This is a genomic window from Phaeovulum molybdatiresistens, from assembly GCF_023544865.1.
Lineage (GTDB): Bacteria > Pseudomonadota > Alphaproteobacteria > Rhodobacterales > Rhodobacteraceae > Pontitalea.
In genome coordinates this window covers 1-14,117 of record NZ_JAMJFX010000008.1, presented here as the reverse complement: position 1 = coordinate 14,117, position 14,117 = coordinate 1, and the positions used below count along the sequence as shown (strand labels likewise).

Annotated in this window: 14 protein-coding genes and 1 tRNA gene; 13 read left to right on the top strand and 2 right to left on the bottom strand. The window is 67.4% G+C overall.

Features of this window, described 5'->3' with window-relative positions:
* Window positions 1–80: 80 nt before the first annotated feature.
* From MXB90_RS07480 to MXB90_RS07430, 11 genes are all read left to right on the top strand, one after another.
* Entirely contained in the window at window positions 81–1,808 is a 1,728-nt protein-coding gene (locus MXB90_RS07480; RefSeq protein ID WP_462982239.1) for a cytochrome D1 domain-containing protein, read from the top strand.
* Between the two features lie 74 nt (window positions 1,809–1,882).
* Window positions 1,883–2,686 (top strand): uroporphyrinogen-III C-methyltransferase, encoded by an 804-nt coding sequence (gene cobA / locus MXB90_RS07475; protein ID WP_250043062.1) that lies wholly within the window; start codon window positions 1,883–1,885, stop codon window positions 2,684–2,686.
* Entirely contained in the window at window positions 2,679–2,993 is a 315-nt protein-coding gene (locus MXB90_RS07470) for a c-type cytochrome (protein WP_250043059.1), read from the top strand. The genes cobA and MXB90_RS07470 overlap by 8 nt, the downstream gene beginning before the upstream one ends.
* A 3-nt stretch (window positions 2,994–2,996) precedes the next feature.
* Entirely contained in the window at window positions 2,997–4,223 is a 1,227-nt protein-coding gene (locus MXB90_RS07465) for a cytochrome D1 domain-containing protein (RefSeq protein WP_250043056.1), read from the top strand.
* A gap of 3 nt (window positions 4,224–4,226) precedes the next feature.
* The gene (gene ahbB / locus MXB90_RS07460) at window positions 4,227–5,225 is read left to right on the top strand and encodes a siroheme decarboxylase subunit beta (protein ID WP_250043054.1); all 999 of its coding nucleotides are present in this window, start codon (window positions 4,227–4,229) and stop codon (window positions 5,223–5,225) included.
* Window positions 5,222–5,695 (top strand): Lrp/AsnC family transcriptional regulator, encoded by a 474-nt coding sequence (locus MXB90_RS07455; RefSeq protein ID WP_250043050.1) that lies wholly within the window; start codon window positions 5,222–5,224, stop codon window positions 5,693–5,695. Before ahbB (MXB90_RS07460) ends, MXB90_RS07455 begins: the two co-directional genes overlap by 4 nt.
* The gene (ahbB, locus tag MXB90_RS07450; protein ID WP_250043045.1) at window positions 5,692–6,180 is read left to right on the top strand and encodes a siroheme decarboxylase subunit beta; all 489 of its coding nucleotides are present in this window, start codon (window positions 5,692–5,694) and stop codon (window positions 6,178–6,180) included. The genes MXB90_RS07455 and ahbB (MXB90_RS07450) overlap by 4 nt, the downstream gene beginning before the upstream one ends.
* A gap of 3 nt (window positions 6,181–6,183) precedes the next feature.
* Window positions 6,184–7,413, top strand: coding sequence for a heme d1 biosynthesis radical SAM protein NirJ (nirJ, locus tag MXB90_RS07445; RefSeq protein ID WP_250043042.1), 1,230 nt, complete (start codon window positions 6,184–6,186; stop codon window positions 7,411–7,413).
* Between the two features lie 88 nt (window positions 7,414–7,501).
* A complete protein-coding gene (locus tag MXB90_RS07440; RefSeq protein WP_462982243.1) occupies window positions 7,502–9,043 on the top strand; it encodes a cytochrome D1 domain-containing protein in 1,542 nt (513 codons plus the stop codon).
* Entirely contained in the window at window positions 9,027–9,269 is a 243-nt protein-coding gene (locus tag MXB90_RS07435; RefSeq protein ID WP_250043039.1) for a hypothetical protein, read from the top strand. The genes MXB90_RS07440 and MXB90_RS07435 overlap by 17 nt, the downstream gene beginning before the upstream one ends.
* Window positions 9,270–9,316: 47 nt before the next feature.
* On the top strand, window positions 9,317–9,727 hold the full coding sequence (locus tag MXB90_RS07430; protein ID WP_250043403.1) for a c-type cytochrome: 411 nt from the start codon (window positions 9,317–9,319) through the stop codon (window positions 9,725–9,727).
* Window positions 9,728–9,778: 51 nt separating this feature from the next.
* Here the strand turns inward: MXB90_RS07430 and MXB90_RS07425 are convergent, their stop codons facing one another.
* Window positions 9,779–13,360 carry a hydantoinase B/oxoprolinase family protein gene (locus MXB90_RS07425; RefSeq protein ID WP_250043038.1) on the bottom strand — a complete coding sequence of 1,194 codons (3,582 nt, stop codon included), beginning with the start codon at window positions 13,358–13,360 and terminating at the stop codon, window positions 9,779–9,781.
* Between the two features lie 174 nt (window positions 13,361–13,534).
* On the opposite strand from MXB90_RS07425, the gene MXB90_RS07420 reads away from it, so the two are divergent.
* Complete coding sequence (locus MXB90_RS07420) at window positions 13,535–13,702, top strand: hypothetical protein (protein ID WP_250043036.1); 168 nt, start codon at window positions 13,535–13,537, stop codon at window positions 13,700–13,702.
* Window positions 13,699–13,884 carry a hemin uptake protein HemP gene (gene hemP / locus MXB90_RS07415; protein ID WP_250043034.1) on the top strand — a complete coding sequence of 62 codons (186 nt, stop codon included), beginning with the start codon at window positions 13,699–13,701 and terminating at the stop codon, window positions 13,882–13,884. The genes MXB90_RS07420 and hemP overlap by 4 nt, the downstream gene beginning before the upstream one ends.
* Before the next feature lie 44 nt (window positions 13,885–13,928).
* Here the strand turns inward: hemP and MXB90_RS07410 are convergent.
* Window positions 13,929–14,002 (bottom strand) — tRNA-Gly (locus tag MXB90_RS07410).
* Between the last annotated feature and the right edge of the window lie 115 nt (window positions 14,003–14,117).

Sequence of the window (14,117 nt, the reverse complement as noted above, 5' to 3'; positions counted from 1 at the left end):
CGTTACAGCGCAAGGTCCAGTCAGCCTCACCAGCGGAACGGAGAAACCCAATGAAACCCCGAGCCTCCCACGCCAGGCAAATGCTCATGAGCAGCGCCGCCCTGGCGCTCGCCCTGATCTCGGCCCCGGCATTCGCGCAGGACGCGACCAAGGAACACGCCAGCGGCCCGGCCGCGGCCTATGAACCCTCGATGACCACGCTGGGCCAGCTTCAGGTCGAGATCCCCGGCCGCAAGCCCGATGATCCGGTCATGACGCAGGAAGAATTCCAGCGCGCCACCCAGATCTATTTCGAACGCTGCGCGGGCTGCCACGGCGTGCTGCGCAAGGGCGCGACCGGCAAGGCGCTGACGCCTGACCTGACGCGCGAAAACGGCTATGACTATCTGCACAGCTTCATCACCTACGGCTCGCCCGCGGGGATGCCGAACTGGGGCACCTCGGGTGAATTGTCCGAAGCCGATGTCGACCTGATGGCGCGCTATCTGCTGCTGGAACCGCCGGCCCCCCCGGAATTCGGCATGCCCGAGATGAAGGACAGCTGGAAGGTCATCGTGGCGCCCGAAGATCGCCCGAAGGAAAAGCTGAACGACATCGAAATTGAAAACCTGATGTCGGTCACGCTGCGCGATTCGGGTGAAATTGCCCTGATCGACGGGGCGACCTATGAAATCCACGCCGTCATCAAGACCGGCTATGCCGTTCACATCAGCCGGATCTCGGCCTCGGGCCGCTATCTGATGGTGATCGGGCGCGACGCCAAGGTCACGATGATCGACCTGTGGATGGACCCGCCCGCCCCGGTGGCCGAAATCAAGGTCGGTTCCGAGGCGCGTTCGGTCGAAACCTCGAAATTCGAGGGCTATGAGGACAAATACGCCATCGCCGGCGCCTACTGGCCCCCGCAATACGTGATCATGGATGGCGACACGCTGGAACCGCTGAAGATCGTCTCGACCCGCGGCAACATCTATGACGAACAGGTCTATCACCCCGAACCGCGGGTGGCGGCGATCCTGGCCAGCCACTACCGGCCGGAATTCATCGTCAACGTGAAGGAAACCGGCAAGATCCTTCTGGTCGACTATACCGACCTGAAGAACCTGAAGACCACCGAGATCGAGGCCGAACGCTTCCTGCACGACGGTGGCCTGGACGGGTCGCACCGCTACTTCATCACCGCTGCGAACGCCCGCAACAAGCTGGTCGTGATCGACACCAAGGAAGGCAAGCTGGCCGCCATCACCGACACGGGCGGGCAGACGCCGCACCCGGGCCGGGGCGCCAACTTTGTCCACCCCGATTTCGGTCCGGTCTGGGCGACCTCGCACCTGGGCGATGAATCGGTGGCGCTGATCGGTACCGACCCCGAAGGCCATGCCGACAACGCCTGGCAGATCGTCGACAGCTTCTATGCGCTGGGTGGCGGGTCGCTGTTCATCAAGACGCACCCGAATTCGAACCACCTGTATGTCGATGCGACGCTGAACCCGGATGCCGAAATCTCGGCCTCGGTGGCGGTGTTCAAGATCGACGAGATGAAGGCCGATGCCGAACCCGAGATCATCACCCTGCCGATCGGCGAATGGGCGGGGATCGCGGATGGCCAGCCGCGCGTGGTGCAGCCCGAGTTCAACAAGGAAGGCACCGAGGTCTGGTTCTCGGTCTGGAACGCGAAGGACAAGGAAAGCGCGATCGTCGTGGTCGATGACAAGACGCTGGAGCTGAAACAGGTGATCAAGGACCCGCGTCTGATCACGCCGACCGGCAAGTTCAACGTCTTCAACACCCAGAAGGACGTCTACTGATGACGTCCGGCGCGGGCGGCCAGCCCGCCCGCGCCACCCCCTTCCCTTTCAAAGCCATCCCGACGGAGACCGCCATGAAAGACCTGTCGCGCGACCGAACCTTGGGCAAAGTCTTTCTGATCGGCGCAGGGCCCGGCGACCCCGAGTTGCTGACGCTGCGCGCGCTGCGGCTTTTGCAAAGCGCCGATGTGGTGGTCTATGACCGCCTGGTCAGCCCCGAGATCATGGCCCTGATCCCGCCGGGACGGCGGCTGATCGACGTGGGCAAGCTGCCGCGCTGCCACAAGGTCCCGCAAGAGGCGATCAACGCCCTGCTGGTAGACCTGGCCCGCGACGGCCTGACGGTGGCGCGCCTGAAGGGCGGCGATCCGCTGATCTTCGGGCGCGGCAGCGAAGAGGCCGCCGATCTGCGCGCGGCCGGTATCGCGGTCGATTACGTCCCCGGCATCACCGCGGCGCAGGGCTGCGCGGCCAGCACCGGTGTGCCGCTGACGCATCGCGGCCTTGCCACCGGCGTGCGCTATGTCACCGGGCATCGCGCACGCGACGCGCGGCTGGATCTGGACTGGGCCTCGCTGGCCTGCCCGGAAACGACGCTTGTGGTCTATATGGGCGTGTCCAACATCGCCGAAATTGCCGCCCAGCTGATGGCGCATGGCCTGCCCGCAAGCCTGCCGGTGCTGGCGGTGGCCTCGGTCACCACCCCGCGTGAAACGCGCATCCTGTCCACCCTGTCGGGGATTGCCGCAGACGTGGCGCAGGCCGAACCCGAGGCGCCGGTGCTGTTCGTCATCGGCCGGGTCGTATCGCTTTACGACGATGTCGCGCTGGTCCCGGCGCGCGCCTTTCAGGCCATGGCGGTGGCCGCCCATGCCTAGGCTGGCCGCCGCGTTTGTGCTGGCGCTGGGTCTGGCGCTGCCTGCGGCGGGGGCCGAACTCGCGCCCGACCGCGCCGCGGCGCTGGAACATATGGTGATCCAGGATTGCGGGTCCTGCCACGGGCTGACGATGAAGGGCGGCCTTGGCAGCCCGCTGACCGCCGACGCCCTTGCCCATGCCGAACCCGAGGGGCTGGCGCTGATCATCCTGGACGGGGTGCCCGGCACCGCGATGCCCCCCTGGCGCCCGCTGCTGACCGAAGACGAGGCGCTGTGGATTGCCAATTACCTGAAGGAACTGGAGTAGATCATGCCCCGCTTGCCCGGCCCCCCGGCCGCTTCATCCCCGGCTGACACCCGCCTGACCGCGCGCATCCTGGCGCCGATTCTGGTCGCGCTAAGCCTGACCACCGCGCCCGCCGCGCTGGCGACCGAGGCCCAGGACGGCATCGGCCGGGCGACCGGCGATCTGGGGCTGGTGGTGGAACGCGCCACCGGATCGCTTCTGGTGATCGACCGGTCCGACCGCGCCGCCATCGGCCGGGTGGAAGGTTTGGGCGACATGTCGCACGCCTCGCTGACCTATTCGCCCGACGAACGCTTTGCCTATGTCTTTGGCCGCGACGGCGGTCTTAGCAAGGTCGACATGCTGACCCAGAAAATCGTGGCGCGCACGGTGCAGGCGGGCAATTCCATCGGCGGGGCCATTTCCGATGATGGCCGGCTGATCGCGGTGTCGAATTACGAACCCGGCGGGGTCAAGGTCTTTGACGCCGACAGCCTGGACCTGATCGCCGACATCCCAGCCGCCGGAAAGACCATCGGTCTGGTCGATGTGCCCGGTCGCCGTTTTGCCTGGACCGTCTGGGACACGGGCGAGGTGTTCCTGGGCGATTTTTCCGGGGCCGAGCCTGCGATCACCCTGTTGGGCAATGCCGGCAAGAACCCCTTTGACGCGGTGCTGACCGATGATGCGCATACCTATCTGATCGGGCTGTTCGGCGAAAAGGGCGTGACCGCCTTTGACCTGTGGGATGATGCGCCCGAACCGCAGCGCTTCCTGCGCGACTATGGCAAGACCGAGGATGACCTGCCGGTCTACAAGATGCCGCACCTGCAGGGCTGGGCCTTTACCGAGGGGCAGTTCGTCCTGCCCGCGGTGGGAGCGCATGAACTGCTGTGGGTGGACCGCACCACCCGTGAGGAGGTCGGTCGCACCCCGGTGCATGGCCAGCCGGTCTTCATCATCGCGCAGCCCGCCTCGCCCTATGTCTGGGTGAACTTTTCGACCCCGCTGAACGATGTGGTGCAGGTGGTCGATTCGCGAACCCATGCGGTGGTGGCGACGCTGAACCCGGGCAAGGCGGTGCTGCACATGGAATTCGCCCCCCGCGGCGCCGAGGCCTGGGTATCGCTGCGCGATGACAACAAGGTGGTGATCTATGACACCCGCACCCGCACGGTGACGGGCGAGGTTGCGGCAAACGCGCCCTCGGGGATCTTCTTCACCGCTCGCGCCCACCGCACGGGGCTTTAGGCGATGACCGCCCGCACGCCCCTTGGCCATCTGGACCCGCTGGATGCGCGGCTGCTGGATGAATTCCAGCGCGACTTGCCACTGGTGCCGCAGCCCTTTGCCGCCATCGGCGCGGCGCTGGGGCTGGCCGAGGCCGAGGTGATCGACCGCCTCGCCCGCCTGCGCGCGGCGGGCACCATTGCACGGGTGGGCGCCACGGTGCGGCCCAATACCGCGGGCGCCTCAACGCTGGCCGCGCTGGCCGTGCCCGATGACCGGATCGAGTCGGTCGCGGCCATCGTCGGCGCCGAACGCGGGGTGAACCATTCCTACCTGCGCGAACATGACTGGAACCTGTGGTTCGTCGCCACCGCCCCCGATGCGTCGGCACTGGCCGCGATGCTGGACCGGATCGGGGCCGCGACCGGGCTGCGGGTGCTGGATCTGCGGCTGGTGCGCGCCTTCAACATCGACCTTGGCTTCCGGCTGCGTGGCGCGCGCGCCGCGATGACCCCGGACCGCCCCGCCGACCGCGACGTGCTGCGCGACGACGACCGCCCGATCCTGCAGGCCCTGACCGAGGGCCTGACGCTGACCCCCCGCCCCTTTGCCACGCTGGCCGCCCGCATCGGGCGCACCGAGGATGCCGTGATCGCCCGCATCGGCGCGCTGGCCCATGCCCGCATCCTGACCCGCGTGGGCGTGATCGTGCGCCACCGCGCCATCGGCTGGGCCGCCAATGCGATGGTGGTCTGGGACCTGCCCGAAGACCGCATCGCCGCCGCGGGCCCCGCGCTGGCCGCCCTGCCCGGCGTCACGCTGTGCTATCAGCGGCGCACCGTGCCGGGGATCTGGCCCTATGGGCTGTTTTCCATGATCCACGGCCAATCCCGGGCCGAGGCGCTGGCGGTGCTGGACCGCGCGGCCGCCCTGCCCGAACTGGCCGGCGCCCGCCATCACGCGCTGTTTTCCACCCGCTGCTTCAAACAGACCGGCGCCCTTTTGCAGGAGACCGCGGCATGAGACGTTCACCCCTTCCGCCCGAAGCCCTGGATGCTACCGACCGGCGCATCCTGAACACCCTGCAGGACGGCTTTCCGATCAGCCACAACCCCTTCGCCGAGGTCGCCGTCCAGCTGGGCCTGACCGAGGAAGACCTGATCGCCCGCATCGGTCGGCTGCGCGAAATCGGCGCCGTCACCCGCTTTGGCCCGTTCTACGATGCCGCCGCGATGGGCGGGGCCTTTTGCCTGTGCGCGATGGCCGTGCCCGCCGCGCGCTTTGACCAGGTCCTGACTTTGGTCAATGCACATCCCGAGGTGGCGCATAATTATGAACGCAGTCACCGGCTGAACATGTGGTTCGTGCTGGCCTGCGAAAGGCCCGAAGGCATCACCCGCACCGCCCGCGTGATCGAGGAAGAGACCGGCATCCCCGTGCTGCTTTTCCCAAAGGAACACGAATTTTTCATAGGCTTCCGGGTCGCCGCATGAACATCGACGCCACAGACCGCAAGATCATCGCCGCCACGCAGGGCGGCCTGCCGCTGACCCCCGCCCCCTATGCCGAGGTCGCGCGCTGGCTGGCCCTGACCGAGGCCGAGGTGATCGCGCGGATGGGGGCGATGCAGGATGCAGGCGTGATCCGGCGCGTGGCGCTGGCGCCCAACCACTACGCCCTTGGCATGACCGCCAACGGCATGAGCGTGTGGGACGTGGATGATGCCTGCGCGCTGACCCTGGGGGCGCAGGTCGGCGCGCTCGACTTCGTGTCGCATTGCTATTTGCGCCCCCGCGCCCTGCCCGACTGGCCCTATAACCTGTTTGCCATGATCCACGGCACCGACCGCGCCGAGGTCGAGGCCAAGCGCGCCATCATCGCCGATCTGCTGGGCCCGGCCTGCCGCGCCCGCGACATCCTTTATTCCACGCGCATCCTGAAAAAGACCGGCCTGCGCCTGAAGAACACGGAAGGCTAGCCCATGTTTCGCCTGACGCAATACATGCACGAACTGGTGGCCCCCAGCCCGGTGCGCCTGCGCCGCGGCTTTGGCCAGACCGGCGAAAAGGTCAAGCCGGTGGTGATCTGGAACCTGACGCGCACCTGCAACCTGCGCTGCCGGCACTGCTATACCACATCGGCCGATGTGCCCTTTCCGGGCGAGCTGACGCATGATCAGGCGATGGGCGTGCTGGATGACCTGGCAGGTTTCGGCATCCCCGCGCTGATCCTTTCGGGGGGCGAACCGCTGTCGCGCTTTGACTTCTTCGAACTGGCCGAACATGCCCGCGCGCTGAACTTCCGTCACCTCAGCCTGTCGACGAACGGCACGAAACTCACCGGCGAAAATGCCGACCGCGTGGCGGAACTGGGCTTTGACTATGTCGGCATCTCGCTTGACGGGATCGGCGCGATGAATGACTGGTTCCGCGGCGTCGAGGGCGCCTTTGCCGATGCGCTGGCGGGCGTGCGCGCCTGCAAGGACCGCGGCGTCAAGGTGGGCCTGCGCTTCACCATCACCGATGACAATGCCCATATGCTGCCCGACATGCTGGACCTGTGCGTGGCCGAAGGCGTGGACAAGTTCTACCTGTCGCACCTGGTCTATGCCGGGCGTGGCGACAAGCACCGCGGCGAGGATGCCGCCCACACCCGCACCCGCCAGGCGATGGACCTGCTGATCGACCGCGCCTGGGCCGCCGTCTCGGGCGACCAGCCGCTGGAAATCGTCACCGGCAACAATGATGCCGATGCGGTCTGGTTCCTCAATTGGGCCGCGGCGCGGTTCGCCCCCGATCAGGTCGCCCATCTGCGCGCCCATCTGGAGGCCTGGGGCGGCAATTCCTCGGGGCTGGGGGTCGCCAATATCGACCCCCAGGGCAAGGTCCACCCCGATACCTACTGGTCCGATTATACCGTGGGCTCGGTCAAGACGACGCCCTTCTCACAGCTCTGGACGGGCGATGATCCGATGCTGGCGACGCTACGGACCCGGCCCCGCCCGCTCAAGGGCCGCTGCGGCGCCTGCGCCTTCAAGGCGGTCTGCGGCGGCAACACCCGCATCCGCGCGCTGCAACTGACCGGCGACCCCTGGGCCGAGGACCCGGCCTGCTATCTCAGCAATTCCGAAATCGGCATCGAGGATGCCGACCGCCTGACCGTCACGCCCTTCCGAGGCAAAAGCCATGACCCGGCCCACCGCTTTGTCTGACCCCCGACCTGCCCGCCCCCCCGCGATGCCGCTTCTTCTTGGCCCCAATACTCCCGCCGGAGGCATCCGCCGGATCTCCCGGGCGCTGATGGCGGGCGTCTGCGCCACGCTGATCACATCCGCACCCGCAATGGCCGGGCCCGATGGCGCGATGATCTATGCCGATCTGTGCGCCTCGTGCCACGCCGAAACCCGGCTGGGCGGCACCGGCCCCGCGCTGATCCCCGAAAGCCTTGGCCGGCTGAAAGGCGACCGGCTGGAAGCGGTGATCGCCGAGGGCCGCGCGATGACGCAGATGCCGGGCTTTCGCGGCACGCTTTCGGCCACGGAAATCGCCGCCGTGGCGGCCTATGTCGGCACGCCGCTGGACGCTACGCCCGGTTGGTCCGAAGCCGATATCGAGGACACGCGCAGCTTGCGCGACGATTACACCCCCGCCCCCGCCCCGGTCTTTTCGGGCGACCCGCTGAACATCACGCTGGTGGTGGAAACCGGCGATCACCATGTCAGCGTTCTGGATGGCGACAGCTTTGCGGTGCTCGACCGCTTTGAAACCCCCTTCGCGGTGCATGGCGGGCCAAAGTTCAGCCCCGACGGGCGCTTTGTCTTTGTCATGTCGCGCGATGGCTGGGTGCAGAAATACGACATCTGGTCCCTGGCCGAGGTGGGCCGCGTGCGCGCGGGCCTCAACAGCCGCAACATCGCCATGAGCGCGGATGGCAAATGGCTGGCGGTGGCAAATTACCTGCCCGCCACGCTGACCATCCTGTCCACCACCGATCTGTCGGTGGCGCGGGTGATCGAGGTCGCGGGCCGCGACGGGCGCGCCAGCCGGGTTTCGGCGGTCTATCAGGCGCCGCAGCGCGAAAGCTTTGTCCTGGCGCTGAAGGACGTCCCCGAGATCTGGGAAATCGCCACGACCCAGGACGGCGGGCCCTTTCACGACGGTTTCGTCCATTCCAACGAGGCCGGCATGATCGAGGCGCTTGGCGCCGAACAGGGGCTGTTCGCCCGCCGCCGGATCATGGTCGCCGCACCGCTGGACGATTTCTTCTTCAGCCCCGATTACCGCAACCTGATCGGATCGAACCGCGAGGCCGATACCGGCGTTGTCGTCAACCTGGATGTCGGGCGCGAAATCGCCACCCTGCCGCTGCCGGGCATGCCGCATCTGGGATCGGGGATCACCTGGGAACGCGACGGGCGGCGCGTGATGGCCACCCCGCACCTGACCGAGGGCCGGCTGTCGGTGATCGACATGAAGGATTGGGGCCTGGTCCAGACCATCGAAACCAACGGCCCCGGCTTCTTTTTGCGCAGCCACGCCAACACGCCCTATGTCTGGGCCGATGTCTTTACCGGCCCGCATCGCGACGAAATGCACATCATCGACAAGCAAAGCCTGCAGATCGTCACCACGCTGAACCCGGCACCGGGGCAAACCGTCGCACACACGGAATTTACCCGCGACGGGCGCCATGCGCTGGTATCAATATGGGAAGACGACGGCGCAGTGATTATATATGATGCCGCCACCCTGACGGAGGTAAAGCGCCTGCCCATGCGCAAGCCTTCGGGAAAATACAATGTCTGGAACAAGATCACTTTCGAAGATGGAACATCGCACTGACACACCGCGCAGCCTGTGGCGGCTGGGCCTGCTGCTTTACCCGTTCACGGCGGCGGCGGTGGCGATCAACCTGTTCCTGGCGGGTCTGATGTTTCAGGGCTTGGGTTTTCCGGCCATCGCCCCGGTCACGGCGCTGGTCTGGTCGGTGCCGCTTGGCATTCCGGCCACCTGGGCCGCCGCCATCTGGGTGCGCGGCCTGATCGACGCGGCCGAGGGTCGCCGCTAGGCGCCTGGCCCCCACAACGGATCATCGAACAAAGGAGACAGATGATGATGAAACGCAGCCTGATCGCCGCCTTCGCGGTCGCCACCCTTGCCGGCCCCGCGCTGGCCTCGGGCGATGCCGCCAAGGGCGAGGCCGATTTCAAGAAATGCAAGGCCTGCCACATGATCGTGGACGATGCGGGCAATGAAATCGTCAAGGGCGGCAAGACCGGCCCGAACCTGTGGGGCGTCGTCGGCCGCGCGCCCGGCACCGTCGAAGGCTTCAAATACGGCGATGCGATCGTCGCCGTCGGCGCCTCGGGCGTGGTCTGGGATGAAGACAACCTTGAAGACTATCTGGAAGACCCGACCGCCTGGCTGAAAGAAACCTCGGGCGATGCGGGCGCCAAGTCGAAGATGACCTTCAAGCTGCCCAAGGGCGCCGAGGACATGGCCGCCTATCTGGCCACGCTGCAATAAGCGATCAAAACCCAAGGCGAAGGCCCGGTCACCCGACCGGGCCTTTGTCATTCAAGGCCGCCCCCAGCCTCCGCCGCCCGGCGTCAGCATGCGGAAGGCCGCGCCTGCGGGCAGGTCGCGTTCGTCATTGCCGCGCAGGGTTTCCTCGCGCCCGTCGGGCCAGATCACGCGGTTTTCGCCCAAGGCGCCCGGATCGCCCCCCGCCCCGCCAAAGGGCGGATGGATGCGGGATGACGACAGCACCGTGACCGTCACCGGCTCCAGGAACCGCAGCACCCGGTCCACGCCGCAGCCCCCCGGCCAACGCCCCGCGCCGCCCGATCCGTGCCGGATCGCGAAGCGTTCCAGCCGCACGGGGAATCGACGCTCCAGCACCTCGGGGTCGGTCATGCGGGTGTTGGTCATGTGGCTTTGCACCGCGTCGCAGCCCGCAAAGCCCGGCCCCGCCCCGGTGCCGCCCGCGATGGTCTCATAGTTCTGGAACGCCGCATTGCCCCAGACGAAATTGTTCATCGTGCCCTGCGACCCGGCCAGCACCCCCAGCGCGCCGTAAAGCGCATTGGCGGCGGCCTGGCTGACCTCGGTATTGCCGGCAATCACGGCGGCGGGATAGCGCGGGTTCAGCATGGATCCTTCGGGCAGGAGGATGGTGATCGGGCGCAGGCAGCCCTCATTCAACGGAATGTCCTTGCCCACCAGCGTGCGGAAGACATACAGCACCACCGCGCGGGCAATCGCCGCCGGGGCGTTGTAGTTCCCCTCGGCCTGCGGCGAGGTGCCGGTGAAATCTACCACCGCCGCGCCGCGCGCCCGGTCCACCCGCACCGCCACGCGGATCTGCGCGCCGGTGTCCATCGGATAGGTATAATCGCCATCCTGCAAGGTGCCGATCACCGCGCGCACCAGCGCCTCGGCATTGTCCTGCACGTGGCCGGCATAGGCCACCAACACATCGGCGCCCCAATGGGCGGCGGCACGGATCAATTCGCGCCGCCCGGTTTCATTGGCGGCGACCTGCGCCTTCAGATCCGCGATGTTCTGGTCGATGTTCCGGCACGGATAGCGCCCCGAGGCCAGAAGCGCGCGCGCCGCATCTTCGCGGAACTGCCCGGCGCGGACCAGCTGGAAGGTGTCGATCAAAACGCCCTCCTCCTCGATCACCCGGCTGTCGGGGGGCGAGGATCCGGGCGTGCGGCCGCCGATATCGGCGTGATGACCGCGCGACCCCAGCCAGAAGCGCAGCCGGCCGTCCAGAAACACCGGGCTGACCACCGTCACATCGGGCAGATGCGTGCCGCCCGCGAAGGGCGAGTTCAGCATATAGGCATCGCCCTCGGCCACCTGCGGCCCGGCCACGCGCATCACCTCGCGGATCGCGGCGGACATGGAACCCAGATGCACCGGCACGTGCGGCGCGTTGGCCACCAGCGCGCCGGTTTCGTCAAAGATCGCGCAGGAAAAGTCGAAGCGTTCCTTGATGTTGACCGACCAGGCGGTATTGGCCAGCGCCGCCCCCATCTGATCGGCGACCGACATGAACAGGTTGGACATCACCTCTAGCGTGACGGGATCGGCGGCGGTTCCGGCGGCCTGCGCGCGGCGGGCCTGTTCGCGCCGTTCCAGGATCAGGTTGGCCTGCGCATCGACGCGCGCGGCCCAGCCCGGTTCCAGCACCGTGGTGCCGGTGGCTTCCAGGATGATCGCGGGGCCGTGGATTTCGGCGCCTGCGCCAAGCGCCGCGCGGTCATACAGGGGCACATCCTGCCACGCCCCACCGACATGCACCGGCGCGTGGGCGACGGGCCGCGCCCCGCCCTGCGGCAGATCGGGGGGGACCAGCGGCGCGGCGCCGCCCGCGGCCTCGACCGTCAGCATCTCAAAGCGGACGGCGCGGGCGGGGTCGGCAAAGCCGAAGCGGGCCAGATGGGCTGCCTCAAACGCGGCCTGCATCGCGGCGGCGGGGCCGAAATCGACCTCTAAAGGCTGGTGCGAGCCGTCGTAGCGCAGATGCGCGCGCGCGGTCACGGTGATCGCGGTGGCCGCAACGCCCTGCGCCACCAGATCGGCGCGGGCCTCGGCCTCCAGCGCCGCGACCTGCGCGGCCATTGCGGGGGTGTCGGACAGGGGCGCATCGGCCTGCGCCTCTCGCAAAGACCGCAGCGCGGCCAGCCCCATGCCATAGGCCGACAGAACCCCGGCGAAGGGATGCAGCATCACCCGCCCCATCCCCAGCGCATCGGCCACACGGCAGGCATGCTGCCCACCCGCCCCGCCAAAGCATTGCAGCGTGTAGCCGGTGACATCATGGCCGCGTTCCACGCTGATCTTCTTGATCGCATTGGCCATATTGGCCACGGCGATCTGCAAAAACCCCTCGGCCAGCGCCTCGGGCCTCTGGGCCTGCCCGGTGGCAACGGCGACCTGCACGGCCAGATCGGCAAAGCCCGCCCGCACCGCCGCCAGATCCAGCGGCTGATCGCCACCGGCGCCAAAGACCGCCGGGAAATGGTCGGGGTTCAGCCGCCCCAGCAGGACATTGGCATCCGTCACCGTCAGCGGCCCGCCGCGCCGATAGGCGGCAGGCCCGGGATCGGCGCCTGCGCTTTCGGGCCCCACCTGCAGCCGCCCATCGCGGAACGACAGGATCGAGCCGCCCCCCGCCGCCACGGTATGAATGTCCATCATCGGCGCGCGCAGCCGCACGCCCGCGACCTCGGTTTCGAAACTCCGCTCAAAATGGCCGGCGTAATGGCTGACATCGGTCGAGGTGCCGCCCATGTCGAACCCGATCACCCGGTCGAACCCCGCGGCTTCGGCGGTGCGGACCATGCCGACGATCCCGCCCGCGGGCCCCGACAGGATCGCATCGCGCCCGTGAAACCGCGCCGCATCCGTCAGCCCGCCGTTCGACTGCATGAAGAACAGCCGCCCCGTGCCCCGCCCCAGATCCAGCGCACCGGCAACCTGATCGACATAGCGGCGCAGGATCGGGGACAGATAGGCATCCGCCACCGTGGTATCGCCGCGCCCCACAAGCCGGATCAGCCGCGAACAATCATGGCTAAGCGAGATCTGCGTGAAGCCCAATTCACGCGCGATCTGGCCAGCGCGCAGTTCGTGCGCGGGGTTCAGATAGCCGTGCAAAAAGGCCACGGCCACCGCGCGGATGCCCCGGTCATATGCATCCTGCAGCGCGGCGCGTAGCGCGGCCTCATCCAGCGGGCGGATTTCGCGGCCCTCGGCATCCAGACGGCCCGGCACCTCGGCCACCTGTTCATATAACAGATCGGGGCGGCGGATGTGCAGGTCAAACAGCCGTGGCCGGGTCTGATAACCGATGCGCAACAGATCGCCGAAGCCTTCTGTGATCAGCAGCAGCACCCGTTCGCCCTTGCGTTCCAGCAGCGCATTGGTGGCCACCGTCGTGCCCATCTTGACCGCGCCGATCGCACCCGGTGGGATCGGATCGCCCGGCCCCAGGCCCAGGATCTGGCGGATGCCCTGCACCGCCGCATCGCGATAGCGTTCGGGATTTTCGGACAGCAGCTTGGCCGTGACCAGCCCGCCATCGGGCCGGCGCGCGACGATGTCGGTGAAAGTGCCGCCCCGATCGATCCAGAATTCCCAGGCCATCGTGCCCCCCGTTTCGCTGCCTGAACCGTGCCGATCCGGGCGGGAATGTCAACGCATCCGCGGGCGCAAAAATCCGATTAAAAGAATCGGCTTTACAATTCCGATTCTTTCACTCACCTTTGTCGCCATCGCCAGTCCGAACCGGACCAGCCCGCCCCAGACAGGAGACCGGACATGACCCACCCGCCAGCCCCCGGCCCCGCCGCCGCGCGCCGGGCCGACCAATCCAGCGCACAGCCGCAATTTGGCCTGCGCGATATCGTTCAGGCGCTTTGTGCGGGCCTGCCGCCCTCGGCCGAGGGGCTGGAGCTGATCCTTGACCGGCTGGAGGCGACCCGATGACCATTTCGCACCGCTTCGACCAGGCGATCCCCGCCCCAACCGCCACACCGATCCTCGCCCAGACCCCGGTCCATGCGGCCGAGGCCCTGACAAACGGCGGCACGACGGCGGCGATCACGCTGAACGGCCAGATCTATACCCTGCGCATTACGCGCGCGGGAAAACTGATCCTGACGAAATAGCGCGCGACACCCCATCAGCCGGGCCGCAGTATCGGTGTGGGGGATGGAGCGGGTGATGGGAATCGAACCCACGTCTTCAGCTTGGAAGGCTGCGGCTCTACCATTGAGCTACACCCGCGCTGCGTTCCCTATAAGCCGCAAACCGCCCCCCATGCAAGCCGCTTCCGTAACAGGGTGGTTGTGGTCAAGAGAAAAATGCAAAACGAAGCCACTGCCCCACCTGTTTGATTGGC